This window comes from Streptomyces sp. NPDC050085 (genome assembly GCF_044460595.1).
Taxonomy (GTDB): domain Bacteria; phylum Actinomycetota; class Actinomycetes; order Streptomycetales; family Streptomycetaceae; genus Streptomyces.
In genome coordinates, this window is record NZ_JBITJZ010000003.1 from 116,740 (window position 1) to 142,951 (window position 26,212).

10 protein-coding genes are annotated in these 26,212 nt (G+C 73.1%); 2 read left to right on the forward strand and 8 right to left on the reverse strand.

Annotation, left to right across the window (positions count from 1 at the left end; genetic code table 11):
• Positions 1–530 precede the first annotated feature (530 nt).
• The 8 genes from ACIBUY_RS13030 to sbnA form a co-directional block, all read right to left on the reverse strand.
• Positions 531–1,472, reverse strand: a complete 942-nt coding sequence (locus ACIBUY_RS13030) for a TauD/TfdA family dioxygenase (RefSeq protein ID WP_365567660.1) — start codon at positions 1,470–1,472, stop codon at positions 531–533.
• Positions 1,469–2,794 (reverse strand): MFS transporter, encoded by a 1,326-nt coding sequence (locus ACIBUY_RS13035; protein WP_399152573.1) that lies wholly within the window; start codon positions 2,792–2,794, stop codon positions 1,469–1,471. Before ACIBUY_RS13035 ends, ACIBUY_RS13030 begins: the two co-directional genes overlap by 4 nt.
• Positions 2,791–3,804, reverse strand: coding sequence for an ornithine carbamoyltransferase (locus tag ACIBUY_RS13040; RefSeq protein ID WP_399152574.1), 1,014 nt, complete (start codon positions 3,802–3,804; stop codon positions 2,791–2,793). The genes ACIBUY_RS13035 and ACIBUY_RS13040 overlap by 4 nt, the downstream gene beginning before the upstream one ends.
• Positions 3,801–14,756 (reverse strand): amino acid adenylation domain-containing protein, encoded by a 10,956-nt coding sequence (locus ACIBUY_RS13045; protein ID WP_399152575.1) that lies wholly within the window; start codon positions 14,754–14,756, stop codon positions 3,801–3,803. The genes ACIBUY_RS13040 and ACIBUY_RS13045 overlap by 4 nt, the downstream gene beginning before the upstream one ends.
• Positions 14,753–20,032, reverse strand: a complete 5,280-nt coding sequence (locus tag ACIBUY_RS13050; protein WP_399152576.1) for an amino acid adenylation domain-containing protein — start codon at positions 20,030–20,032, stop codon at positions 14,753–14,755. The genes ACIBUY_RS13045 and ACIBUY_RS13050 overlap by 4 nt, the downstream gene beginning before the upstream one ends.
• Before the next feature lie 66 nt (positions 20,033–20,098).
• On the reverse strand, positions 20,099–20,317 hold the full coding sequence (locus tag ACIBUY_RS13055; RefSeq protein WP_365567675.1) for an MbtH family NRPS accessory protein: 219 nt from the start codon (positions 20,315–20,317) through the stop codon (positions 20,099–20,101).
• Between the two features lie 50 nt (positions 20,318–20,367).
• Complete coding sequence (gene sbnB / locus ACIBUY_RS13060; RefSeq protein ID WP_365567678.1) at positions 20,368–21,357, reverse strand: 2,3-diaminopropionate biosynthesis protein SbnB; 990 nt, start codon at positions 21,355–21,357, stop codon at positions 20,368–20,370.
• An 8-nt stretch (positions 21,358–21,365) separates the two neighbouring features.
• Positions 21,366–22,349, reverse strand: a complete 984-nt coding sequence (sbnA, locus tag ACIBUY_RS13065; RefSeq protein WP_365567681.1) for a 2,3-diaminopropionate biosynthesis protein SbnA — start codon at positions 22,347–22,349, stop codon at positions 21,366–21,368.
• 197 nt (positions 22,350–22,546) lie between these two features.
• Here sbnA and ACIBUY_RS13070 point away from each other — a divergent pair, with 197 nt between their 5' ends.
• Together ACIBUY_RS13070 and ACIBUY_RS13075 are read left to right on the forward strand one after the other, a co-directional pair.
• A complete protein-coding gene (locus tag ACIBUY_RS13070) occupies positions 22,547–24,376 on the forward strand; it encodes an acyl-CoA dehydrogenase family protein (RefSeq protein ID WP_399152577.1) in 1,830 nt (609 codons plus the stop codon).
• Positions 24,373–26,121 (forward strand): acyl-CoA dehydrogenase, encoded by a 1,749-nt coding sequence (locus ACIBUY_RS13075; RefSeq protein WP_399152578.1) that lies wholly within the window; start codon positions 24,373–24,375, stop codon positions 26,119–26,121. The genes ACIBUY_RS13070 and ACIBUY_RS13075 overlap by 4 nt, the downstream gene beginning before the upstream one ends.
• Positions 26,122–26,212: the final 91 nt, after the last annotated feature.

The window sequence follows — 26,212 nt, forward strand, 5'->3', positions numbered from 1 at the left end:
GGGGGGGGGCGGGCTCCAATCGGGGTGTCTTGTGGGGTTTTGGGGGGGGGTGCCGGGCCGCGGGCGGGGGCCCGGGCCGGGGGGGGGCCGGGGCGGGGGGGGGGGGGGGGGGGGCCCCCCCCCCCCCCCGCCACTTCAACGTCGACGCCGACCTGTCCCGCGCACGTGACCGCGAGGGCCCAGTGCGGGCCCGCGTGGGACAGGTTGAACTCCAGGCCGGTGCGCGGCGCCTCGACGACGGGCCTGCCGTGCCGGGGGTCCGCGCACGACGGGCACGGCGTCGTGCCGAACCTGATGCCCGCGGGCGCCACCCCCAGATACCGGGCGAGCACCCGGCGTACGGCGATGTGGGCGCCCGCGTAGCGCAGTCCGTCCTGGCGTGACCTGCGGTGCATCACCGCGCGCTCGGCGGCGGAGAGGAGCCGCAGGTCGGCCGTGGACGGCGGGGTGTGCGTGGCGCCCTGCCAGAGATGGACGCCACCGCTGTCGCACAGGGCGCGGTATTCGCGCTCAGCGGTACTCACCGGGCCTCAGTCGGACATCGCGACGAGCACGCGGCGGGTCCCGGTGAAGGGCCGGCGGCCGTGCGAGACCAGCATGTTGTCGATGAGCATCAGATCGCCGGTGTGCCAGTCGCAGTTCACGGCGGCGGCCAGGCCCCGGTCGCGGATCTGGATGACGTACTCGTCGGGGATGGGCGTGCCGTCGGCGAACGTGACGGACTGCGGCAGTTCGTCGGCCGGCATGATCTGCGCGAGGGCGGCCGCGGTGTCGTCGCCGAGGCCCGCCGGGTGCCACTGGTCGGACTGGTTGAACCAGACCTCGGCGCCGGTCACCGGGTGCACGGCGGTCGCGGGCCGGATCTGGCGCACCCGCAGCGAACCGTCCCGCTTCCACTCCCACTGGGCGCCGGTCTGCCCGAGGAAGGCCTCGACCTCGGCGCGGTCGTCGGTCTCGAAGGTGTCCTGCCAGCTCTTGCCGAGGCCGAGGCCGTCGTGCAGGTTCTGCTGGTAGCAGACGCCGTCCTTGAACGCCTCCCTGACCTCCGGGTCCAGGGACTCGAACCAGAGCGCGGAATCCGTCACCGGGGTCGCGCCCCCGGTCTCGGCGGCCTTCTGGCAGAAGAAGAGCAGCCGGGCCGGCCACGCGTGGGCGTAACTCATCTCGTTGTGCATCGAGATGGTGAACTCCTGCGGGTACTCCGTGGACGTGTAGACGTTCTTGCCGACCTTGGTGCGCGGCGAGTTGCCGTGGACGTAGGCGAGCCGGTTGGGCAGCAACTCGTCCATGACCGGGTCGAGTTCCTCCTGCGTGACGCCGAAGCCGCGGAAGATCAGCGCCTTCTCCTTGACGAGCTGGTCGTCGATGGTGGCGGTGTCGCCGATCACCTTGAGCAGCCCGGCGGCCGAGGCCTCGACCCCGGCGCTCTGCGGGGTGATGACCAGCGGGGTCCAGCTGGGGGTCGCGTTCATGAGGTGCGTTCTCCTTCTTGTACGTGTTCTTCGATCGAGGCTTCTTCGGTGGCTTCCTCGGTGGCTTCCTCGGTGGCGAGCAGCCGGGTCAGCGCCGAGGCCACCGCGACGAGCGCGAGGGCGCCCATCGCCGCGCCGAGCAGGACGGCGGTGCGGCCCGCGCCGAGGGAGTCGAGGAGCACTCCCCCGGCGAGCGCGCCGAGCGCGTTGGCGCCCGAACCGGCCAGCTGCAGCGCGCTGTTGACGCGGCCCTGGAGCGCGTCGGGCGTGGTGCGGACCTGGTGGACGCCGCCGGCGACGTTGACGGCGCCGCCCACCAGGCTCATTCCGGCGAGCAGTGCTCCGAGGAGCAGGGGCGAGCGGGTCAGGGCGAGCGCGGGCACGAGCAGCGCCCACGCCACGAGCGCCCCGCGGACGAGGCCGACCAGGCCGATGCGGCGCATGCCCCAGCCGCCGCCCAGGGCGCCGATCGCACCGCCCGCCCCGCTGATCGCCGCGATCACGCCGACCGTCGCGGGCGAGAGTCCGTCCTCGTACAGGACGAAGGCGGGCAGCAGCGCGAGCGCCTGGAAGATCACGTTGCTGCCGGAGATCAGCAGCGTGATCCTGCGCAGGAAGCGGCGCCGCCACAGCCAGCGCAGCCCTTCGGCGATCTCGGGGCCGAGCCTGCGCCGGGCGCCGGCTGCCTGCGCGCTGCACGGTGCCTTGACGAACAGCACGGCGAGCAGCGACAGCAGGTGCGCGACGGCGCCGAGCAGGAACGGCGACCAGCGGGCGGCGGCGAACGCGGCGCTGCCGAGCGGCTGCCCGAGCAGTCCCGCGGCCCGCCCCCGCGCCTCGTTCCCGGACAGCGCGGCGGTCAGCTGCGCGGCGGGGACGACGTGCCGGACGCAGGCCCGTTCGGCGAGGCGGTAGCAGACCATCAGGGAGCCCTCGGCGAACGAGGCCGCGGCCAGGTGCGCCAGATGGATCTCCCCCGCCGCGACCGCCACCACCACGCTGGTGGTGGACAGGGCGCAGCCCGCGCTGCACACGAGCATCGTGCGTCGTCTGTTCCACCGGTCGACGAGCGCACCCGCGGGCAACTGCACGAGCAGTTGCGGGAGTTGGGCCGCGAATCCGGCCACCGCCCCCGCCGCCGCCGAGCCGGTGGACCAGATCAGCAGCAGCGGGTAGGCGACGGAGGTGGCGCGGGAGCCGAGCAGGGTGAGCCCGGCGCCGCTCCACAGCATCAGGTAGTCGCGGTTGCGGCGCAGCGGGACCGGATCCGGCCCCTTCGCCTGCGCGTCGGCGGGGACCGTCCGGTCGTCGGTGACGCTCACTCTCCCGGTGCGGCCGAGCCGCCCGCTCGGCACCACTTGAGGACGGCCATGGCGCTGTGCATCTTGTTCTCGGCCTGCTCGAAGGCGATGCTCTGCGGCCCGTCGAGCACCTCGGCGGTGACCTCGTCGCCGCGGTGCGCGGGCAGGTCGTGCAGGAACACGGCCTTGGGGCTGGTCTCCCACAGGGCCTCGCCGACCTGGAACGGGGCGAAGACGTCCCGCCAGTCCGGGTCGGCCTTGCTGGTGCCCGTGGTCTGCCAGCGCGTGGTGTAGATCGCGTCGAAGCCGCCGGGCAGGTCCGCCATGTCGTGCCGTTCGCGCACGCTCGCCCCGCTGCGGGCCGCATGGGCCTGGGCGCGGGCGAGGTAGGCCGGGTCGAGCCCGTAGCCGGGCGGGGTGCGCAGCTCCAGCTCGGCGCCGGGGAAGCGGCTGAGCGCGAGGGCGAGGGCGGACGCCGAGTTGTTGCCCTCCCCCACGTACAGGACGCGCAGGCCTTCCAGGCGGCCGAAGCGCAGGCTGAGGGTGGTGAGGTCGGTGAGCGCCTGCGTGGGGTGTTCGCCGGCGCTCATCGCGTTGACGACGGACATCCTCTGCTGGCTCGCCCAGGCCCGCATCTCCGCCTCGTCGCCCGCGGTGCGGGCCACGAGGACGTCGAGCATCCGGGAGAGCACGGCGCCGGTGTCCTCGCTGGTCTCGCCGGTGTTCAGCTGGAGGTCGCCGGGCCCGTACGTGATCAGGGAGGCGCCCAGGCGCAGGGCGCCGCTGGAGAACGCGGTGCGGGTCCGGGTGGACGTCTTGCTGAAGTAGATGCCGACGACCTGGTCCCGGAGCGGCTTCTCGCCGCTCCTGCGGGCTTCCTGGTGCGCCCGGTGGAAGGCGACGCCGTCGGCGACGAGGGTGCGCAGGTCGTCGTCGGTGAGGTCGTCGACGGAGATGAGGTGGCGTGTGCGGGGGTGGTGCACAGGGTCCTCCTGGGTGGGGGTGGCCGTTCGGCGGCCGTGGGTGGTCATGCGCGCTCCTCGTCGGTGACGACGGGGCTGAGCAGCGGGTGGTCGGCGGGCGCGGCGGAGCCGGTGCCCGCGGCCACCCAGTCCGCCATCAACTCGCCCTTGCCGAAGGCCTCTTCGGCCTTGCCGAGGCGGGCGGTCAGGTGCTTGACGACGCCCTTCCCGGCGTCGGAGTTGGTGAGGGCGACCAGGCCGACGCCGCTGCCGAGGTGGGAGAGCGAGAGGTTCCAGTAGCCGGCGGGTTCGCCGCCGTGGCCGAACTCGGCGTCGCTGCCGGTGTCGTCGACGATGGTGCCGAGGCCGTAGAAGCTGCCCGGGTGGGTGGCGAGCAGTTCCTGGGCGACGGTCCGGGGCAGCAGGGCCCCGTCGTGGCCGAGGAGGCAGGCCCGTACCTGCCGGGCGAGCTTCGCGAGGTCCTCGGCCGTGGTCCACAGACCGGCGGCGGCGAGGTGGGCGCGGTCGCGCCAACCCCCTTCCATGGCAACGCCCTTGACGTGGTGGCCGAGCGCGACCGGACGCCCCGAGGTCTTCGGGAAGTCCTGGTCGAAGCTGCTGCCCGTCATGGCGAGCGGCGCGAGGACCAGGCGGTGCGCGAGGTCCTGGAACGACTCTCCCGTGACGTCCTCCAGGAGCTGCTGGAGGACCCAGTAGTGGGTGCTGGACTTGCGGAACGTGGAGCCGGGCACGAGCTGGCGCCGCACCCGCGGCGTCGAGACGCCCCCGGAGCCCTCCAACAGGTCGAGCAGCGTGGGCACTTCACCGTCCGGCGCGAAGCCGACGCTGCGGTGCCGGGCGAGCCCCGCGGTATGCCCGAGCAGATGCCGGACGGTCACCTCTCCGGGTGCGGAGTCGAGCTCGTCGAGGTGCCATGACGTCAGGTGCGTAGCGATGGAGTCGTCCAGGGCGATACGTCCTTCGGCCACGAGCCGCAGCGTCGCGAACGCCGTGACGTGCTTGCTGATCGAGCCGACCTGGAACAGCGCGTCCGGGGTCACCGGCGCCTCGCCGTCCACCGCGAGGACACCGGCCGCGTGGGTGCGGACGGAGCCGTCGGCGCCGAGCAGGGCCAGGCTCACGCCGGGCACCTGGTGCTCGGCCATGAGGGACTCCAGGTCGTCGAGCACGATCGGCTCCTCGGCCTTGGTGCCGGCCTTGGTGTCGGCCTCGGCGCCGGTGCCGAGCAGCGCCGCGACCTGGGCGAGCGGGCCCTCCGCGAGGCGGGTGGCGTCGCCGCCCGCGGCCTGCTTGAGCAGGGAGGCGAGCAGTTCGGCCGGGACCTCGACCTGGGCGGGTGCGGCCGCGGCGGCCTTGGCGGCCTCCTCGGCGGCGGCCGCCGCCGTGTCTTCGTCGATGGCTGCGGCCAGGTCGATGAGCGTGCCGTGCTGGTACATCCGCCAGACCGAGACGGCGAGGCCCTCGCGGCGGGCCGCCGCGAGCACCTGGATCATCAGGATCGAGTGCCCGCCGAGCTCGAAGAACTCGTCGTGCACGCCGATCTCGTCGACGCCGAGCACCTCGGACCAGATCTTGGCCAGCATGCGCTCGGTGTCGGTGCGCGGGGCCACGAAGTCGCGGCCGGTGCGCATCGCCGCACGGTCGGGCGCGGCGAGCGCCTTGCGGTCGACCTTGCCGTTGGCGTTGAGCGGGATGACGTCCAGGGCGACGAACGCCGACGGCACCATGTACTCCGGCAGCAGCGCCCCGCAGTCCTCGGCGAGGACCGAGGCCTCCGGCAGCTGCTGCCCCTCTGCGGGCACCAGGTACGCGACGAGGCGCTTGTCGCCCGGGGTGGGCTCGTGCACGGCGACGACCGCGTCCTTCACCGCCGCGTGGGCCGCCAACACGGCCTGGACCTCGCCGAGTTCGACGCGGTAGCCGCGGATCTTGACCTGGTCGTCGAGGCGGCCGAGGAACTCGATGTTCCCGTCCGCGAGCATCCGGACCCGGTCGCCCGTGCGGTACAGGCGGCTGCCCGCGGGCCCGTACGGGTCGGGCACGAAGCGCTCCGCCGTCAGGTCCGGGCGTCCCGCGTAGCCGCGCGCCACACCCGTGCCGCCGACGTACAGCTCGCCGAGGACGCCGGCCGGCACCTCGCGCATCGCCGCGTCCAGGACGTACGTCGTCATGTTCGGCAGCGGACGGCCGATCGGGACGACGTCGAGCGCGACGTGGCCGGTGACGGGGTGGACGGTGGAGCCGACGGACGCCTCCGTCGGGCCGTACTCGTTGATCATGCGGCCGGAGCCGAGGACCTCCAGGGACCGGTTGGCGGTGGCGCCCGGCAGGGCCTCACCGGCGACGACGTAGACCTGGCTGAGCCGGTCGACCTGCTCGGTGGTGAGCTGCTCGGTGAGGATGTCGAGGTGGCCGGGGGTCAGCTTGATGAAGCTGTACGGGCCACCGTCGAGCAGCGCGGTCGACAGGTCGGCGGGCAGCGTGTCCTGCGGGACGACGTGCACGGCCTGGCCGGTGACCAGCGGCCCCCACAGGTTGGGGACGACCAGGTCGAAGGCGACCGAGGAGAACAGCGGCGCACCGCCCGTGCCGCGCGTGGCGAGCTCCTCCGCGGCCCAGGCCACGTGGTTGGCCAGGCCCCGGTGCGGGACCTGGACGCCCTTGGGCCGCCCGGTGGAGCCGGAGGTGAAGATGACGTAGGCGAGCCGCTCGGGGTCGTCGACCCGGGCCACGGCCCCGAACTCACCGTCCTGCACGGCCAGTTCGGCGACATCCAGGACCGACACGGCGTCGGGGAACAGGTCCGCGTAGGCCTCCTGCGTGACGGCGAGCGACGCGGCCGCGCTGTCCAGCATGGAGGCGATGCGCTCGGCCGGGTACGACGGGTCGATCGGCACGTAGGCGCCGCCCGCCTTCCACACCGCGAGCAGCGTCGCGAGCAGGTCGGGGCTCCGGTCGAGCAGGACGCCGACGGTGGACTCGGCGCCGACGCCCGCGGCGCGCAGCCGGTACGCGAACCGCGTCGCTCTGGCGTCGAGTTGGGCGTACGAGACCTCGCCGCCCGCGTGCCGTACGGCGACGGCGTCGGGCGTGCGGGCGGCCTGCTCCTCGAAGCGCTGCAGGACGGTCGCTTCGGGGAAGTCGCGGGCCGTGTCGTTCTGCGCGAGCAGCCACTCCCGGTCATCGGCGGGCAGGTACGTGTCCTGGGCGCTCGCCTCCGGGTCGGCGGCCATGGACTCCAGGACCTGCCGGTACAGGGCGGTCAGGCGCTCGCCCCGCTCGCGGTCCAGGGCGTGGGTGTGGGTGGTGAGCAGCAGGTGCCCGGAGACGGCGGAGACCGCGAGCGCGAACTCGGTGCCGCCCTCGCCACCGCTGGCCCCGGCGTCGACGAGCTTGTTGTCGACGTGATCGAAGTCCTGGTAGCTGAACCGGACTTGGAGGAGTCGTCCGCTGCCCGCGTCGCGCTGGATGACGGGCATCGGGAAGCGGCGGCGGTCCCAGACCTCGGCCTCGCGGGCGAAGACCTGACGGACCAGGTCCGTCCAGCTGCCCGCGGTGCGGTCGAGGGCGAACGGCAGGGTGTTGAGGTACATGCCGTAGACGCGCTCCGCGCCGGGCGACTCGGGCCGGGCGCTGCACACCAGGCCGCTGAAGAAGCCGTCCTCCTCGGTGAGGGTGCTCATGACCTTCAGGTGTGCGGCGAGCAGCACGCTCTTGAACGACACCTGGGCCTGGGTGGCGAGGCCGCGCAGGCGCGGCTCCAGGTCGTGCACGGGCACGGCGAGGCGGTACTTCTCGCTCGGCCTGGTGGTGTCGCCGGCCCAGGCCGCGGGCAGCGCGAACGGCGCGTACCGGCCGATGACGTCCTGCCAGTACTGCCGGTCGTCGGCCGAGTCCAGGGAGGCCAGTTCGGCCGCGATGAAGTCGGCGTAGCGCACCGGGGGCGCCTCGACGGGGGCCGGGTCACGCCCTTCGCGCAGGGCGCGGTAGACGTCGAGGAGCTCCATCAGGAGGGCGCGGTGGCTCCAGCCCTCGGTGATGGCGTGCGAAACGGTGACGACGAGGCGCCACGAGTCGTCGGCCTCCACCTGGGCGGTCATCCGCAGCAGCGGGGCCGCGGCGAGGTCGAGACCCCGGGTCCGCTCCTCGCCCATGATGTCGCGCACCCGCAGCTCGCGGGCTGCATCCGACAGCTGCCGCAGGTCCTCAACGGCCAGCGGAACACGGGCAGTCGGGTGGACGATCTGGAGCGGCGTGGTGAACGCGTCCAGGTCGAAGGAGGTCCGCAGCATCTCGTGCCGGCCGGTGACCACGTCGAGGGCGGCGCGCAGGGCGTCCGCGTCGAACGGGGTGCCGTCGGTGATGCGGAACGAGGCGACGTTGAGGTAGACCCGCTTCGCGTCGTCGGCCAGCATCTCGACGAGCATGCCGAGCTGGACCTGCGACATCGGGTACGCGTCCACGACGTCCACGGGAAGGCGCACGCGGTCCTCGTCGGCGAGCAGCGCGAACGGCTCGACCGGCGGGGCGGCCTCGGCGGGCGCCGGGCGCCCGGTGAGGAACTCGCTCAGCTCGGCGACCGTGCGGTACTCGAAGACCTCCCGCACGCCGACGTCGAACCCGGCGGCGCGCAGGGCGCCGACCAGGGCGACGGCGCGGATGGAGTGGCCGCCGAGGTCGAAGAAGCCGTCCAGGACGCCGACCCGCTCCAGGCCGAGGACCTGCGACCAGATCGCGGCGACCTGCGCCTCGGTGATGGTGCGGGGCGCGACGTACGTCGATGCGCCGTCGACGTCGGCCTCGTCCGGTGCGGGCAGGGCGCGCTTGTCGGTCTTGCCGTTGGCGTTGAGGGGGATCTCGTCGAGGGCGACGAAGACGGCCGGGAGCATGTAGTCGGGCAGCCGGGCGCCGGTGTGCTCGGCGAGCCCGGCGACGCTCGCGCCCGCCGTCAACGGCACGTAGTAGGCGACGAGTTGGAGGTCGCCGTGCGCCGTCTCGCGCGGGACGACGACCGCCTCGCGCACCGCCGGGTGCTCGGCGACGACGGTCTGGATCTCGCCGGGTTCGATGCGGTAGCCGCGGATCTTCACCTGGTCGTCGAGACGGCCGAGGAACTCCACGGCGCCGTCGGGACGCGTGCGGGCGAGGTCACCGGTCCGGTAGAGCCGCGAGCCCGCGGGCCCGAACGGGTCGGGCACGAAGCGCTCCGCCGTCAGGTCCGGGCGGCCCGCGTAGCCGCGCGCCACACCGGTCCCGCCGACGTACAGCTCACCGGCGACACCGACCGCGACCTGGTCGAGCCGCGCGTCCAGGACGTACATCGTCATGTTCGGCAACGGCCGCCCGATGGGCATGACCTCACCGGTCTCGGCCTCCGTGACCGGGAAGACGCAGGTGCCGACGGACGCCTCGGTGGGCCCGTACTCGTTGATGAGCTCGGTCTGCGGCGCGAGGGCCCGCCACCGCTCGACGGTCGTACGGGTCAGCGCCTCACCGGCGACGACGAGGACCGGCGCGAGCGCGGCGGCCTCTTCCGGGCTGAGCTGCGAGGCCAGGACGTCGACGTGGCCGGGGGTCAGCTTGATGAAGCTGAAGGGGCCGGCGGCCGCCAACTCCCGTGCCAGATCGGCCGTGTCGGTGTCCTGGGCGATCGTGTGCACCTGCTGGCCGGTGACCAGCGGCGCCCACAGGTTGGGGACGACCAGGTCGAAGGCGACGGACGAGAACAGCGGCGCGCCGGTCGTGCCCCGGGACGCCAGGTCCCGCGCCGCCCAGGCGACGTGGTTCGCCAGTCCGCGGTGGGTGACGGCGACGCCCTTGGGGCGGCCCGTCGAGCCCGACGTGAAGATGACGTACGCCAAGGCGTCGGCGTCGTCGGTGCGCCGAAGAGGCGTCTGCGGCTGCGCGTCGAGGGTCAACTCGTCGCGGTCCAGGGCCAGTACGCCGATGCCGGCGCCGAAGCGGTCGGCGTAGGCGGAGTGCGTCAGGGCCGTGGCCGCGCCCGCGCTGTCCAGCATGGAGGCGATGCGCTCGGCCGGGTAGGACGGGTCGATCGGCACGTAGGCCGCACCCGCCTTCCACACGCCGAGCAGGCCGGCGAGGAGGTCGGGGCCGCGGTCGAGCAGCACGCCGACGACGGCACCCGGGCCGCTGACGCCCGAGGCGCGCAGGTGGTGCGCGACCTGGTTGGCGCGGGCGTCCAGTTCGGCGTACGTCCATGTGGTCGTCCCCAGCGAGACGGCGGGCGCGTCCGGGGTGCGGGCGGCCTGCGTCTCGAAGCGGGCGCACACGGTCGCGTCGCCGAAGTCGGCGTCCTCGCCCGTGCCGTGGTCGAGGAGCGAGAGCCGGGTGGCGGCCGGGAGGTACGAGGCGCTCGCGTCGCCCTCCGGGTCGGCGGCCATCGCCTCGAGGACCTCGCGCAGGGTGCCCGCGAGGCGCTCCAGGGCCTCGGCGGACACGTGCTTGCGGCCGCCGGTCAGGAACAGGTGGCCGAGGCGGGCCGAGACGCCGAGCGGGAACTCGGTGGGGCTGTCGTCGATGCTCGCCAGGTAGTCGACCTGCGCGCGGTCGACCTGGTCGAAGTCGTGGTAGCTGAAGCGGACGGAGACCAGGCGCTGCCCGGGTGTGTCGGACTCGGCCTGCCGCTGGATGTCGGGCATCGGATAGCCGCGGTGCGGCCACAGCTCGACCTCGCGCTCGAAGACCCGGCGCACCAGGTCGCGCCAGCTGCCGAAGGCGCCGTCGAAGGCGAACGGCAGCGTGTTGAGGTGCATGCCGTACAGGCCGTCGGCGCCGAGGGCCTCGGGGCGGGCGTTGCACACCAGGCCGGTGAAGAAGCGCTCGTCGCCGGTGACCGTGCTGAGCACCTTCAGGTGCGCGGCGTGCAGCACGCTCTTGAGCGAGGTCCCGGCCGTGGACGCCAGGGCGCGCAGGCGCGGCTCCAGGTCGTGGAAGGGGACCTTGACGCGGTGCGGGGCGCCCGCGACGCCGTCGCCCGCCCAGGCCTCGGGCAGGGCGAACGGGGCGTGGCCCTCGATGATCCCGGTCCAGTAGGCGCGGTCGTCGCCGGTCTCGCGGGAGGCGACCTCGGCGGCGATGAAGTCGGCGAACCGCACGGCGGGCGCGGCCGGGGCGTCCACCGGCTGCCCGTCACGGGCCCGGTGGTAGCCCTCGACGATCTCCATCAGGAGGGAGTGGTGGCTCCAGCCGTCGAGGATCGCGTGGCACTCGGTGATCGTCAGCCACCAGCTGCCGTCGTCGCAGGCCGTGCCGTACAGGCGCAGCTGCGGCGCGCTGTCCAGCGGGATGAGCCGCGAGCGCTCCTCCAGGGTGAAGGCGCGCAGCGCGTCGCGCACCGCCTCGTCGTCCAGGCCGCGCAGATCCCGTCCCTGCACCGGGAGTTCGACGCTGCCGTGCACCAACTGCATCGGTACGTCGTAGGAGTTGAGGTCGAAGGAGGTGCGCAGGACCTCGTGCCGGGCGACGGCCGAGGCGACCGACGCGCGCAGCGCCCCGATGTCGAAGGAGCGGTTGTCGGGGATCCGGAAGGAGGTGACGTTGTGGTACGGGTGACGGCCGCTGTCGCTGAGCATCTCGACGACCATGCCGATCTGGACCTGCGACATCGGGTACGCGTCCACGACGCCCTCGGGCAGGCGCGCGCGGTCCTCGTCCGTGACGAGGGCGAAGGGGCGGACGCCGTGGGTGGCGGTGACCGGGGCCCGGTCGGCGAGCTGCTCGCACAGCAGGGCCACCGTGCGGTGCTCGAACAGGTCGCGCACGCTGACGTCGAGCCCGGCCTCGCGCAGCCGGCCCGCCAGGTTGATGGCGCGCAGCGAGTGCCCGCCCAGGTCGAAGAAGCTGTCGTGGACGCCGACCCGGTCGACGCCGAGGACCTCGCCCCAGACCGCGGCGGTGCGCTCCTCCAGGTCGGTGCGCGGCGCCGTGTACTCGGCGCCCGCGATCCGCGCGGCGGGGGCGGGCAGGGCCTTGGTGTCGAGCTTGCCGTTGACGGTCAGCGGCAGCACGTCGAGGGGGACGAACGTCGCCGGGACCATGTATTCGGGCAGCTCACGGGCGAGCGCGGCGCGCAGCTCCGCGGTGTCCGGGACCGAGTCGTCGGCGGGCACCACGTACGCGACGAGCTGCTTGTCGCCCGGGGTGTCCTCGCGGACCAGGACGACGGCGTCGCGCACCCCGTCCTGCCCGGACAGCGCGGCGTTGATCTCGCCGAGCTCGATGCGGAAGCCGCGGATCTTGACCTGGGCGTCGTTGCGGCCCAGGAACTCCAGGCTGCCGTCGGCAAGGCGGCGCGCGACGTCGCCGCTGCGGTACAGGCGCTCGCCGGGCGCCCCGAACGGATCGGGCACGAACCGCTCGGCGGTCAGCGCGGCGCGGCCCAGGTAGCCGCGGGCGACGCCGCGGCCCGCGACGTGGATCTCGCCGGGGACGCCGATCGGCGCCAGGTTGCCGTGCGCGTCGAGGATGCGGACGGCGAGGTCGTCGAGGGGGACGCCGACGGGGCTGACGGAGCCCTCGGCGAGGTCGTCCTCGTCGAGGACGTAGTACGTGACATGCACGGTGGTCTCCGTGATGCCGTACATGTTGACGAGCGTCGGCGCGCTCAGGCCGAGCCGTCCCGCCCACGGCCGCAGGTCGGCCACTTCGAGCTTCTCGCCGCCGAACACGACGGTGCGCAGGGCCAGTTCGTCGATGCGCGGGTCGCCCTCGCGGGCGGCGGCGACCAGGGCGCGGAACGCGGACGGCGTCTGGTTGAGCACCGTCACCCGCTGCTCGACGAGCAGGTCGAGGAAGGCGGACGGGTCGCGCGCGACGTCCTTCGGTACGACGACGAGGCGGCCGCCGTGCAGCAGCGCGCCCCACATCTCCCACACGGAGAAGTCGAAGGCGTAGGAGTGGAACAGCGTCCACACGTCGTCGGCGTGGAACCCGGTCTGGTGCGCGGTGACCGTGAACAGGCGCCGCACATTGGCGTGGGTGAGGCCGACGCCCTTGGGGCGGCCGGTGGAACCCGAGGTGTAGATGACGTAGATCAGGCTGTCGGCGTCGGAGCGGGCGGCCGGGTTCGTGGCCGGCTCGGCGGCGAGCGCGGCCCGGTCGTCCGCCCCGTCGAGGACGAGGACGGGCCCGTCGTGCAGGCCGTTCAGGAGCTCCGCGTGGGCGGTCTCGGTGATCACGACGGGGGCGGCGGCGTCGGCGAGCATGTAGCCGATGCGGTCGGCGGGCTGCGACGGGTCGAGCGGCAGATAGGCGCCGCCCGCCTTGAGCACGCCGAGCAGCGCCGGCATCAGGTCCGTGCCGCGCTCCAGGCAGACGCCGACCAGGGTCTCCTGGCCGACGCCGAGACCGACGAGGTGGTGGGCGATGCGGTTGGCGCGCTCGTTGAGCTCGGCGTACGTGAGCTCCTCACCGGCGACGTGGACGGCGACGGCGTCCGGCGTGCGGGCCGCCTGCTCCTCGAAGGCCCGGTGCACGGTGTCGGTGACCTCGCCGGTGACGGCCGCGCCCTGCGTGAGCAGGCGGATCTCGTCCTCGCCGAGGAAGGAGAGGCTGCCCAGGTCGGCGTCGGGCCGTGCGGTCGCCGCGTCGAGCAGGCGGACCAGGTGGCCGGTGAGGCGCTCGGCGGTGGCCCGGTCGAACAGCTCGACGGCGTACTCCAGGTGCCCGTGCAGGGTGCCGTCGGCGTCCTGGCGGAGCTGGAGGTCGAGGTCGTACTTGGCGGCGTCGCCCTCGGCGGCGAACGGCTCGGCGGCGATGCCCGGCAGGGCGAAGGAGCTGGTGCGCTCGCCGTGCATGGTCAGGGCGACGTCGAAGAGCGGGTTGCGGGACAGGTCGCGCTCGGGCTGCACGGCGTCGATCAGCTGGGCGAACGGGACGCCCTGGTGGTCGAAGGCGCCGAGGACGGTGTCCTTGGTGGCGGCGACGAGCTCACCGAAGGAGGTGCCTTCGCCCCAAGTACCGCGCAGGGCGAGGGTGTTGATGCCGTAGCCGAGCATGCCCTGCAGCTCGGGGCGGCCGCGCCCGGACACGACCGTGCCCACCGTGACGTCGGCGGAGCCGGTGTGCCGGGCCAGCAGGCCCTGGAAGGCGGCGAGCACGACCATGAACGGGGTGGCGGCGCGCTCCTGCGCGAACTCCTGGATGCGCGTGGCCAGTTCGGCGGGCACGGAGAAGGCGACGGTGTCGCCCGCCGCGTCGCGGACGGCCTTGCGCGGCCGGTCGGTGGGCAGTTCGAGGGGAGCGACGCCCGCGAGCTTCCCCTTCCAGTAGTCGAGGTGCCGCTCCAGGGTGGAGCCGGACATCTCGGCGCGCTGCCAGGCGGCGAAGTCGGCGTACTGCACGGCGACTTCGGCGAGTTCGGGCTCCTCGCCGCGCACGAGGGCGGCGTACAGGGCGCTGAGCTCCTGCCCGACGACCTCGGTGGACCAGGCGTCGCAGGCGATGTGGTGGAAGACGACGGCTAGCACGTGCTCCTCGTCGCCGAGCCGGAACAGACGGGCCCGCACCGGCAGGTCGCGCTCCAGGTCGAACGGCACGAACAGCTCACCGGTGACGGCGCTGCGCACCCGCCCCTCGCGCTCGGCACCGGGCAGCTGCGTGAGGTCCTCCAGCGGCAGCGTGACCCGCTCCCGCGCGGAGACGATCTGCACCGGCTCGTCGCCGTGCAGCCCGTAGCGGGTGCGCAGGATCTCGTGCCGGTCGGTGAGCCGCTGCCAGGCCTCGGCCAGGACGCCGGCGTCGAGGGCCCCGGTCAGCCGGACGAGCAGCGGGACGAGGTACTGGGTGCTGTCGGGGTCGAGGCGGTTGAGGAACCACATCTGCTCCTGCCCGTAGGACAGGTGCAGCGGGGCGCTCCGGTCCGCCTTGGGTATCCCGTTCCTGCGCCCGCGCCGCCGCCCGCCGGCGAGCCGCTGCCGCACGAGCGCGGCGCGCGCGTCCTCCGTGTCGATGCCCGGGGGCGTGATGGCACCGGTACTCATGCTGTCTCCTTGACGGGCGCGTGGCCGTTGATCGCGGGGGTGTTGAGCGCGGGAGTGTTGGTCGCGGGGGTGGGACGGGCGGGGGCGAGGCCCGACGGGTCGTCGGTGTCCGGGAGTTCCGCGGAGCCGGACGGGTCGTCGCGTGGGGCGGGCTCCTCGCGCTCCACCGGGTCGGCGATGCCGGACGGATCGGCGGCGTCCGCCGCGGCGTCGGGGTCCAACACGTCGGAGGACACGGCGAGTTCGGGCGAGGCCGGGCCGCTCGCGTCGTCCTCGTCGAACTCCTCGTCGAACTCGGCCAGGATCGCCTTCTCCACGGCCACCGCCAGCTGGGCCACCGTCGGGCCCTCGAAGACCGCCCTGACCGCGAAGTCGATGTCGAACTCCTCCTGGATGCGGGAGATCAGCCGGATCGCCAGGATCGAGTTGCCGCCGGAGTGGAAGAAGCTGTCGCTCACGCCGGGCTCGACGGCGAGGAGCTCGGTCCAGATCTCCGCGACGCGCACCTCGGTGGGCGTGCGCGGCGCGACCCGGTCCTGCGGGGCAGCGGCGCCGCCGGCGTCCGGCGAGGGCAGGGCACGCCGGTCCGTCTTGCCGTTGGCGTTGAGGGGGATGGCGGCCAGCGGGACGTAGTGGTCGGGGAGCATGTACTCCGGGAGCCGTGCGGCACAGTGCGCCGCGAGCTCCTCGGCCGAGGTCACGTCCGCGCCGTCCCGCGGGACGTAGTACGCGACGAGCTGCTGGTCACCAGCCGCCGTTTCACGCGCCACCACGACCGCCTCACGAACCGCCGGGTGCTCGGCGACGACGGTCTGGATCTCGCCGGGTTCGATGCGATAGCCACGGATCTTCACCTGGTCGTCGAGACGGCCGAGGAACTCCACGGCGCCGTCGGGGCGGGTACGGGCGAGGTCACCGGTCCGGTAGAGCCGCGAGCCCGCGGGCCCGAACGGGTCGGGCACGAAGCGCTCCGCCGTCAGGTCCGGGCGGCCCGCGTAGCCGCGCGCGACACCCGTGCCGCCGACGTACAGCTCGCCCGGTACGCCGATGGGTGCGAGAGCGAGCCGCTCGTCGAGGACGTACATCGTCATGTTCGGCAACGGCCGCCCGATGGGCATGACTTCACCGGCCTCTTCCGCAGTGACAGGGAAGACGCAGGTGCCGACGGACGCCTCGGTCGGCCCGTACTCGTTGATGAGCTCGGTGTCCGGGGCCAGGGCCCGCCACCGCTCGACGGTCGTACGCGTCAGCGCCTCACCGGCGATCACCAGGACCGGCGCGAGCGCCGAAGCCTCGTCGGCGGTCAACCGGGCCGCGAGCACCTCCACGTGCCCCGGCGTCAGCTTGATGAAGCTGAAGGGGCCGGCGGCCACCAACTCCCGTGCCAGATCGGCGGTTTCGGTCTCCTGCGGGATCGTGTGGACGCGCTGGCCGGTGACGAGCGGTGCCCACAGGTTGGGGACGACCAGGTCGAAGGCGACCGAGGAGAACAGCGGCGCGCCGCGCGTGCCGCGCGAGGCCAGGTCGCGGGCGGCCCAGGCGACGTGGTTGGCGAGGCCGCGGTGGGTGACGGCGACGCCCTTGGGGCGGCCCGTCGAGCCCGACGTGAAGATGACGTACGCCAGGGCGTCGGCGTCATCCGTGCGCGGCAGCGCGGTCCGCGGCTGCGCGTCGAGCAGCGGCCCGTGCCGGTCGACCAGGATCAGATCGAGGTCGCCGCCGAAGCGGTCGGCGTACGAGGAATGTGTGACGGCCGTGGCCGCGCCCGCGCTGTCCAGCATCGACGCGATGCGCTCGGCCGGGTACGACGGGTCGATCGGCACGTAGGCCGCACCCGCCTTCCACACCCCGAGCAGGCTCGCCACCAGGTTCGGGCCGCGGTCCAGGAGCACACCGGCCACGGCGCCCGGGCCGACGCCCGAGGCCCGCAGGTGGTGCGCGACCTGGTTGGCGCGCGCGTCGAGCTGGGCGTACGTGACGGTCGACCCGTCGGACCCGGCGAAGCCGATCGCGGGCGCCTCCGGCGTGCGGGCGGCCTGCTCCTCGAAGCGCGCGCACACGGTCGCGGTGCCGAAGTCGGCGGCGGTGTCGTTCCACTCGGTACGGATCAGGTGGTGCTCCGCGGCGGACAGCAGCGGCACATCGGCCAGGCGCGCCGACGGGTCGACGGTCACCTCTTCGAGGAGGCGCACGAACTGCTCGCGTACGCGCTCCACGGTCGCGGCGTCGAACAGCGAGACCGCGTACTCGAGGACGCCCTCCAGGGAGCCGTCCGCCGAGCGTCCGACGAAGACCGACAGGTCCGTCTTGGCGACCGCCCACGACTGCGCGAACGCGTGCAGGTCCGCGGCGTCGGTGGCGATGCTGGTGACGCCCTCGCTGTGCATGTCGAAGGCGACCTGGTAGAGCGGTGTGCGGGACAGGTCGCGCTCGGTCTGCACCTCGTCGACCAGGCGGTCGAAGGGGAGTTCCTGGTGGGCGAAGGCGGCGGTGGCCGCGGCCCGCACCCGGCCGAGGGCCTCGTCGAACCGCAGCTCGGGGCCGAGGCCGCAGCGCACCACGAGGGAGTTGAGGAAGAAGCCGACCGTGCCGGACAGCTCGGCCCTGGTGCGTCCGGCGACGGGGGTGCCGACGGGCACGTCCCACTGCCCGGTCTGCCGCGCGAGCACCGTCGCGAACGCGGTGACGAGGGTCATGAACGGAGTGGCCGCGTTCTTGCGGCTCAACTCCTCGACCGCCGCCGCCAGTTCGGGCTCGATGCGCAGCGGCACGACCGCGCCGCGCGGGTCACGCTCGGCGGGCCGGGGGCGGTCGGCGGGCAGGTCGAGGGGCGCGATCCCGTCGAGGGCGGTGCGCCAGTGGGCCAGCTCGCCCGCGACGAACTCGTCGGTCTGCCGCCCGGACTGCCAGGACGCGTAGTCCGCGTACTGCACGGCGACAGCGGGGAGTCGGGGGGTGCGCCCCTCGCGGGCGGCGGCGCACAGCTCCCGCAGTTCGCGCTCCAGGACGACCGTGGACCAGCCGTCGCAGGCGATGTGGTGCAGGGTGACGAGCAGGACGTGGTCCTCGCCGGGGATCCGGGCGAGCAGCGCCCGCCACAGCGGCCCCGTGGCCAGGTCGAAGCCGCGCCCGAACTGCTCCTCGAAGCGCTCGGCGAGCTGCTCGCGCCCGGTGTCGACGACCCGCAGCTCCACCGGGTGCGCGGCGCCGATCAGTTGACGGGGCTCGCCGCCCTCGTCGACGTACCGCGTGCGCAGCGCCTCGTGGCGGCCGCCGAGCGCGGTGAGCGCGGCCTGCAGCTCGTCCGGCGTGGTCGTGGCGGGCAGGCGCAGGATCAGCGGGGCGACCCACTCGCGGCTGCCGGGGTTCATCCGGTCCAGGAACCACAGCCGGCGCTGCCCGGACGAGAGGGGCAGCGGGCCCGCGCGATCGACGGCACTGACGACCGGGATCGGGGCGCTGTCGCCGTCCTGCGCGCCGATCAGCTTCGCCTGCGCCTCGACCGTGGTGGCGCTGAACAGGCCGCGCATGGACAGCGTGACACCGGTGGCGCGCAGCCGGGCCGCGAGCCGGGTGAGCTGCAGCGACGTGCCGCCCAGGGCGAAGAAGTCGTCGGTGGCGCTGATCTTCTCGCGGCCGAGGAGCGCCGCCCACACCTCGGCGACCTTCTCCTCGGCGGCATTGCGCGGGGCGATGTAGGCGCCCTGCCCGGTGAGGTCGTCGCCCTCTTCCAGGGCGGCGGTCAGGACCTTGCGGTCGACCTTTCCGTTCGGGGTCAGGGGCAGCTCGTCGAACGTGCGGAACAGCGACGGCACGTGGCTGTCGGGCAGCCGGGTGCGCAGGAACCTGCGCAGGTCGCTGGAGGTCAGCTCGGCGCGCGTGGTGACGGCGGCGCCGATGCGCAGCTCTTCGCCCTCGGTGCGGAACGCGACGACGGCCGCGCCCGTGACCTCGGGGTGCGCGGTGAGCTGGGCCTCGATCTCGCCGGGCTCGATGCGGACGCCGTTGACCTTGAGCTGTCCGTCGGCGCGGCCCTGGTACTCCAGGAGCCCCGCCGCGTTCCAGCGCACCAGGTCGCCGGTGCGGTAGAGGCGGGCGCCGGGCGGGCCGTACGGGTCGGGCACGAAGCGCTCGGCCGTGAGGTCGGGGCGGCCCGCGTAGCCCTGGGCGACGCCGACGCCGCCCGCGTACAGCTCGCCGGTGACGCCCTTGGGGGCGAGGCTGCCGTCGGCGCCGAGGACGAGGACCCGCATCCCGGTGAGCGGGCGGCCGATCGGGACGGGCCCGGACGTCTGCGCCGGGTCGACCTTGTGCGCGGTGATGTCGATCGAGCACTCCGTCGGACCGTACGTGTTCCAGACCTCGAGTCCTGGACCGGCCAACGCCCGTACCTGCTCGACCAGTTCGGCGTGCAGCGGTTCGCCCGCCGAGGCGAGCAGACGCAGCGCGCCGCACCCTTCCCAGTCCGGCTCCTCGACCAGCAGGCGCAGCACGGACGGCACCAGCTGCAGCACGGTGACACCGCCGTCGGCGACGGCCCTCAGCAGAGCGGCCGCGTCCTTCTCGGCACCGTCCGGCGCGACGACGACGCTGCCGCCGCTCACCAGCGGCGCGAAGATCTCCCAGCCCGCCGCGTCGAAGCCGACGGACGTCTTGAACAGGATCCGGTCGCCGGCCCCGAGCCGCTGTGCGCGCACGGCCCAGGCGACCCGGTTCGCGATGCCCTCGTGGGTGATCTGGACGCCCTTGGGGGCGCCCGTGGAACCGGACGTGAAGATGGTGTACGCGAGCGAGGACGGGTCGACGGCGAGGTCCGGGTCCGTGATGCCGGCGTCGGTCAGCTCTTCGGTGGTCAGCTCTTCGGTGGTCAGGACGCGCGGGCCGTCCTCCCCGAGCGGCCCGCGCAAGTCGCCGGTGGTGACCACGAGTCGGGCACCGGCCTGGGATATGAGCGATCTCAGGCGCTCGTGCGGATGGGAGGCGTCGAGCGGCAGATAGGCCGCTCCGGACTGCCACACCCCGAGGAGCGTGGCGATGAGTTCGGTGCCCCGGGGGAGGCAGACCCCGACCAGGGAGCCCGGGCCCACGCCCTGCGAGCGCAGGAGGCGCGCGGTGCGCCCGGCGGCGTGGGCCAGGTCCCGGTAGGTCGTCGTGCGTGGGCCGTCCAGCACGGCAGCCGCGTCGGGCGTGCGGTCCGCCTGCGCGGCGAAGAGCGCGGGCAGGGTGGGCGGGACAGTTCCGCTCAGGGTTTTCCCCGGCAACTGTGCGGCGTTCAACAGGTGCTCCTTCAATGACCTGACGTACTGGACGGTGCGTAGAAGTGCCGTTCAGGCGACGGGAGTTCAGGCAGCTGCGGCCTGGCCCTCCATGCGGCGGCGCAGGCTCAGCGGACGCATGTCGGTCCACACCTCGTCGATGCGGGCGAGGCACTCCTCGCGGGTGCCCTCGGTGCCCTCGGCGCTCCAGCCGGCCGGCAGCTCACGGTCGGCGGGCCAGATCGAGTACTGCTCCTCGGCGTTCAGGACGACGCGCTGCGTGGGGGCGGCGGACTGCTCGGACATGGTTCTCCTCATGGACGTACGGAAGGGATGACTGGACGGGGTGCTGCGGGTCAGGACAGGAAGTCCGTGACCTCCACACCGATGCCGAGCTCGCGGGCCGTGTCGTGCACGTCGACGGCGAGTGCCAGGTCGAGGACGCCGAGGCCGAACGGCGAGTAGACGGTGACCTTGTCCGGGTCGGGCGTGAACTGCGCGGTGCCGTTGATGAGTTGGCCGATGGACGCGTCGATGAAGGCGCGGCCGCCGGTGATCTGCTCGGTCAGGTGCAGCGAGGTGCGCTCGCGGCAGACGTGGTCCGCGTCGTCGACGATGTTGTGCGCGCCGTTGATGGAGAGCGGGTCGATGTCGCGCAGCGAGACGTGCAGGACGACGGTGCCGGGCTCGGCGGCCGTCAGGTCCACGTGCGGTTCGCCCGCGTTGGTGGCGAACGAGACGAGGCGCTGGGCGGCGAGGGCGTCCTCGATGCTGTCGGCGAGGGTGATCGCGGCGTCCGGCAGGACCTCCTGGCAGCGGCGGGCGAACTCCTCGGCGCGCAGCCGCGAGGTGTCGAAGACCGTGACCGCGCCGAGCGTGTCGACGGCGGCCTTCAGGTAGCGCAGGATCTCCAGGTTGATGACGCCGCAGCCGATGAGCGAGACGCCCGTCGGGCGGCGCCCCTCGGTGAGGATGTCGGCGGCGAGCGCGGCGCTCGCGGCGGTCCGCGCGGCCGAGATCAGGGAGGCTTCGAGCAGCGCCTCGGGGTGTCCGGTGCGCAGCGAGTTGAGCACCATCACGGCGCTGGCCCTGGCTATTCCGGAGTGAATGTTCGCGGGGAACGAGGAAATCCACTTGAGTCCCGCGGCCGGGTTCTCGCCACCGCGATAGGACGGGAGTCCGATGATGCGGTTCGCGGGCTCGTCGGGAAAGCGCAGGAAGATGGAGTGCGGTACGGCCGTCGCGCCTTTGTCGTGCAGGGCATAGGTCTGCCGGACCAGTTCGATGTGCTCCTTCTCCCTTCCGCCGAGTATTTTCTCTACGTCTGCCTTGCGCAGTACGAGCATCGGGCGTTTCAGTCCTTCCACAGATGCGACACTTCACCGAAGTGTTCGCGCACCCATTCGTCGGAATAGACGGTGTCGAGATAGCGGTCACCGCCGTCGGGGAATATCAGCGCGCTGACCGAGCCGGCCGGGATGTGCGGCAGCATCCGCTCCGCCGCGGCGAGCGTCGCCCCGGAGGAGCCGCCGGCCAGGATCGCCTCGCGGGCCACCAGACGGCGGCAGCCCACCACGCAGTCGAGGTCGGAGACGTGCACCACCTCGTGGGCCGCGGACGGGTCCATCAGGGCCGGCACGACGGAGGCGCCGTGGCCCGGGATGAGCCGCCGGGTGGGCAGTTGGCCGAAGATGGCGCTGCCCTGGGCGTCGACCGCCACGACCTTGGTGCGCAGCCCCTCCTTGCGGAGGTGGTCCGCGCAGCCGCGCAGCGTGCCGAACGTGCTGACCGAGCAGAAGAGGTAGTCGAGCCGCCCGTCGAGCGCCTCCACGATCTCCCGCATGGTCCGTTCGTGGGCCCGCGGGTTGGACAGGTTCGCGTACTGGTTGGGCGAGTACGCGTGCGGGATGCTCGCCACGAGCTCGCGCACCCTGCGCAGCCGCACCGGCAGGAACTCACCGGTCGCCGCGTCCCGCTTGTCGACCACCTCCACCTCGGCCCCGTAGGCCCGCATGATGGCGAGGTTCTGCTCCGTGGTCTTGGCGTCGACCACACAGATGAACCGCAGATCGAAGTACCGGCAGATCTGCGCGAGGCCGACCGCCAGATTCCCCGAGCTCGATTCCACGACCACCGAACGCCCCGGCGTGATGTCGCCGTTGCGCAGCGCCTCGAGAAGCATGTTGAGGCCGCTTCGGTCCTTGATGCTGCCACCTGGGTTGAACCGCTCGATCTTGGCAAAGAATTGCGAGTGCCCCTCGGGGAACACTCTCTCCAGTTTCACCAGAGGTGTCTTGCCGATCGTCCCCAGAATCCCCGAATCAAATGTTTTCGGCATGGATTCCCTCTCACCTGTTAGGCGTGCAGTGGAGACACTAGTTCGCCTTCGGTGGAGGTAACGGGTTCCGTGCTGGCAGGCAGATGCAGGCGCAGCTTCCTGACACCGCGATCCTGCGACAGCGCTCCTTGTGGTGACCAAGACTGGGGCCATTCAGAAATCCCGGAGTGTTCGCATTCTCAGATTCAGGTGGAGTCGTGACGAAACCTCAACTCGCACCCCCGCGGCGGTACGCGCCGTACGACCGGGCCGGCGGCTTCGACCGCTCCCTCGGTCATCCCGCCCGCAGGGACCTGCCGTTCTTCGCGGCCCGGCTGCGTGAACTCGACGCCGCCGAGGCGTTTCCCACGGACGCCGTGGCCCGCCTCGACGCGCTCGGCCTGCCCGCGCACTACGTGCCCGCACGGCACGGCGGCGCCCTCGACAGCTACGAGGATCTGCTCCAGCTGGTGCGGGTGGTGGCCCGGCGCGATCTGACCGTGGCGATCGCGCACACCAAGACCTATCTGGGCGCGGTGAGCACCTGGGTCGGCGGATCGGACGACCAGGCAAGGGAGTTGGGCAAGCGCATCGCCGACGGCGCCGTCGTCTCCTGGGGCCTGACCGAGCGCGCCCACGGAAGCGACCTGCTCTCCGGCGAGCTGACCGCCACCCCGGCGGAAGAGACGCAGGACGCGGCGGGCGGCTACCGGCTCGACGGCGAGAAGTGGCTCATCAACAACGCGACCCGCTCGGACCTGGTCTGCGTCCTCGCCCGCACCTCGCCGACGGGCGGCACCCGCGGCTACAGCCTGCTCCTTGCCGACAAGTCCCAACTGGCGAAGGGCAGTTACACCTGCCTGCCTGCCGCCAAAACCCACGGCATCCGGGGCGCCGACATCAGCGGCATCGCCTTCGACGGCGCCGTCGTGCCCGCCTCCGCGCTGATCGGCGCGGAGGGCGAGGGCATCGAGACGGTCCTGCGCAGCCTGCAGATCACCCGGACGATCTGCGCCGCGCTCTCCCTCGGCGCCGGTGACCGTGCGCTGCGCATCGCGACGCAGTTCGGCCTGGAGCACCGGCTGTACGGCAAGCGGCTCATCGATCTGCCGCAGGCGCACCGCGCACTGACCGAGGCCTACGCCGATCTGCTCGCCGTGGAGGCGGTCACGCTGGTCGCCGCGCGGGGCGTGCACACCCTGACCGAGGAGATGAGCGTCTCGTCGGCCGCGGTGAAGTACCTGGTGCCGACCACCGTCGACGAACTGATCTCCGCCATGGGCCAGTTCCTGGGCGCCCGCTCCTTCCTCAGCGAGGAGTTCGCGCACGGCCTGTTCGCCAAGCTGGAGCGCGACCACCGGATCGTCGGCATCTTCGACGGCAACACGCTGGTCAATCTGAACGCCCTGATCAACCAGTTCGCCGCCCTGGCCCGCGGCTACCGCGCCGGGCGCACCGACGCCGAGGGCCTGGCCGCGGCGGCCACCCTCGACGCGCCGACACCCGCCTTCGACCCGGCCCGGCTGCTGCTGACCTCGCGCACCGGCAACAGCGTCGCGGCGTCCCTGCCCCAAAGCCTCGTAGAACTGCGGGAGTTGGCGGCGTCCGGCGATGCCCCGCAGTCCCTGCTCGCCGTCGCCGAGCGGCTGCTGCACATCAGCGACACGACGCACGAGCGGATGGCCGCCCACCGGCCGAGCCCCCGCGACGTGCCCGCCGCCGCCTTCGACCTGGCACACCGCTACACCCTGTGCTCCGCCGCCGCGGCCTGCCTCCAGGTATGGCTGCGCAACCGGGCCACCGTCGCCGCCGACACCCCCGCGACCGCCGGCCTGTGGCGAGACGGCCTGTGGGTGGAGGCCGCCCTGACCCGCCTCGCCGATCGCCTCACGCCGGGGACGCTGCCCGAGGACGGGACGGACGGCTCGGCGGTGCTCGACCGGCTGATGCCGCACCTCGTCGACCAGTACGAGAGCGGCGAGATGTTCTCCCTGCTGCCCTTCCCGCTCGCCGAGGCGGCGGACTCCCCCGCCCAGGAGGCGTCATGACCACCACGAACGACGTCCCCGGCGGCCCCGACGTCCTGAAGAGCCCCGTGCCCGGCGGCCCCGACGTCCTGGAGAGAGCGCTCGGCGACGCCCACGACCCGGACAACCCGCTGGGCTTCGACGCGGTCCTCGCCGCCGACGAGCGCGCGGAGATCCTGCCCGCGGGCGAAGCGGCCCTGGACGCCTACGGGTTCAACGCGGAGTACGTGCCGCGTCGGCTCGGCGGGCGCCTGACCCGGATCGACCGCCTGATGCGGATGATGCGCACGGTCTCCCGCCGCGACCCCACCCTGGCCCTCGGGTACGGCTTCACCAACTACATCTCCGGCTCGGCGATGTGGACCGCGGGCAGCGACGTCCAGCAGAAGCGGATGGCGCACATCCTGCTGTCCGGCGGCAAGACCGCAGCGGGCTACAACGAATTGCCGCACGGCAACGACTTCACCCGCACCGACCTGACCGCGACGCCCTCCGCCGACGGCAGCCACTACGTCATCAACGGCCGCAAGCAGATCGTGAACAACCTGGGCCGCGCCGACGCCGTCGTGCTGCTCGCCCGCACCGGCGCGGGCCCCGGCAACCGCAGCCACTCCCACCTGTGGGTGGACCTCACGGACGCCCCGGCCGACCGGCTGCACCGGGACTACCGCTTCCCCACCGTCGGCCTGCGCGGCTGCCTGATCGGGGGCGCCGACTTCAACGGCCTGACCGTCCCCGCCGACGCGCCCGTCGGCCCGGTCGGCAGCGCGATGGAGACCGTCCTGCGCGCCTTCCAGACCACCCGCGCCGTGCTGCCCGGCATGATGGTCGGCACCGCCGACACCCAGCTGCGCACGGTGACCCGCTTCGCCCTGGACCGCGCCCTGTACGGCCGCCGGGTCGCCGACCTGCCGCACGCCAGGGCCACCCTGGTCGGCGCCTTCCTCGACCTGCTCGCGGGCGACTGCACGGCGACGGTGGCGTGCCGCGCCCTGCACGTCCTGCCCGGCCAGACCAGCGTCATCACCGCCGTCAACAAGTACGTCGTGCCCAAGGTCCTGCACCGGTCGTCGCAGACCCTCGGCACCCTGCTGGGCGCCAACTCGTACTGGCGCGACGGCCGTTACGGCATCTTCCAGAAGTTCTTCCGCGATCTGCCCGCCATCACCTTCGCCCACGCCAACGCCGCGGTCTGCCAGGCCACGACGCTGCCGCAGCTGCCCCGGCTCGCCGCCGCCAGCTGGGGCTCCGCCGAGCGGCCGCCCGCCGCGCTCTTCGACCTGGCGGCGCCGCTCGACGACATCGACTACCAGGCGCTCGAACTCACCTCGCGCGGCGCCGACCAGCTCACCGCGCTGCTCCACGACCGCACCGCCGTCGCCGCGCTGCCGCCGGCCGCCGCCCGGCTCACCGCCCTGCTCCGCGCCGACCTCGACGACCTCGGCCGCCGCTGCCGCGCGCTGCCGCCGAGCGAGCACTCGGTGGTCGCGGGCCGCTCCGGCTTCGCCCTCGCCGACCGGTACGCACACCTGTCGATGGCCGCCGCGTGCATCGGCGTATGGCTGCACAACCAGAACGGCGTGGACGCGTTCCTGCGCGACGACGCCTGGCTGACCGGCGTCCTCACCCGGATCGCCGGGCGCCTCGGCCACGACGTGGGCGCGCTGCCCGACGCGGTGGAACAGCGCCTGTTCGCCGAACTCACCGCGAGGGAGGAAGACCGTGCGGGCTACGACCTCGACCGTTCGCGGCTGGCGCGCGCCTAGCCGTCCCGCCGCCTACCCGAACCCCTACCCGTATCCGGACCAGAAGCCCTACCCCACCAATTTCCACACCCTTCACATCACCAGGAGCCTC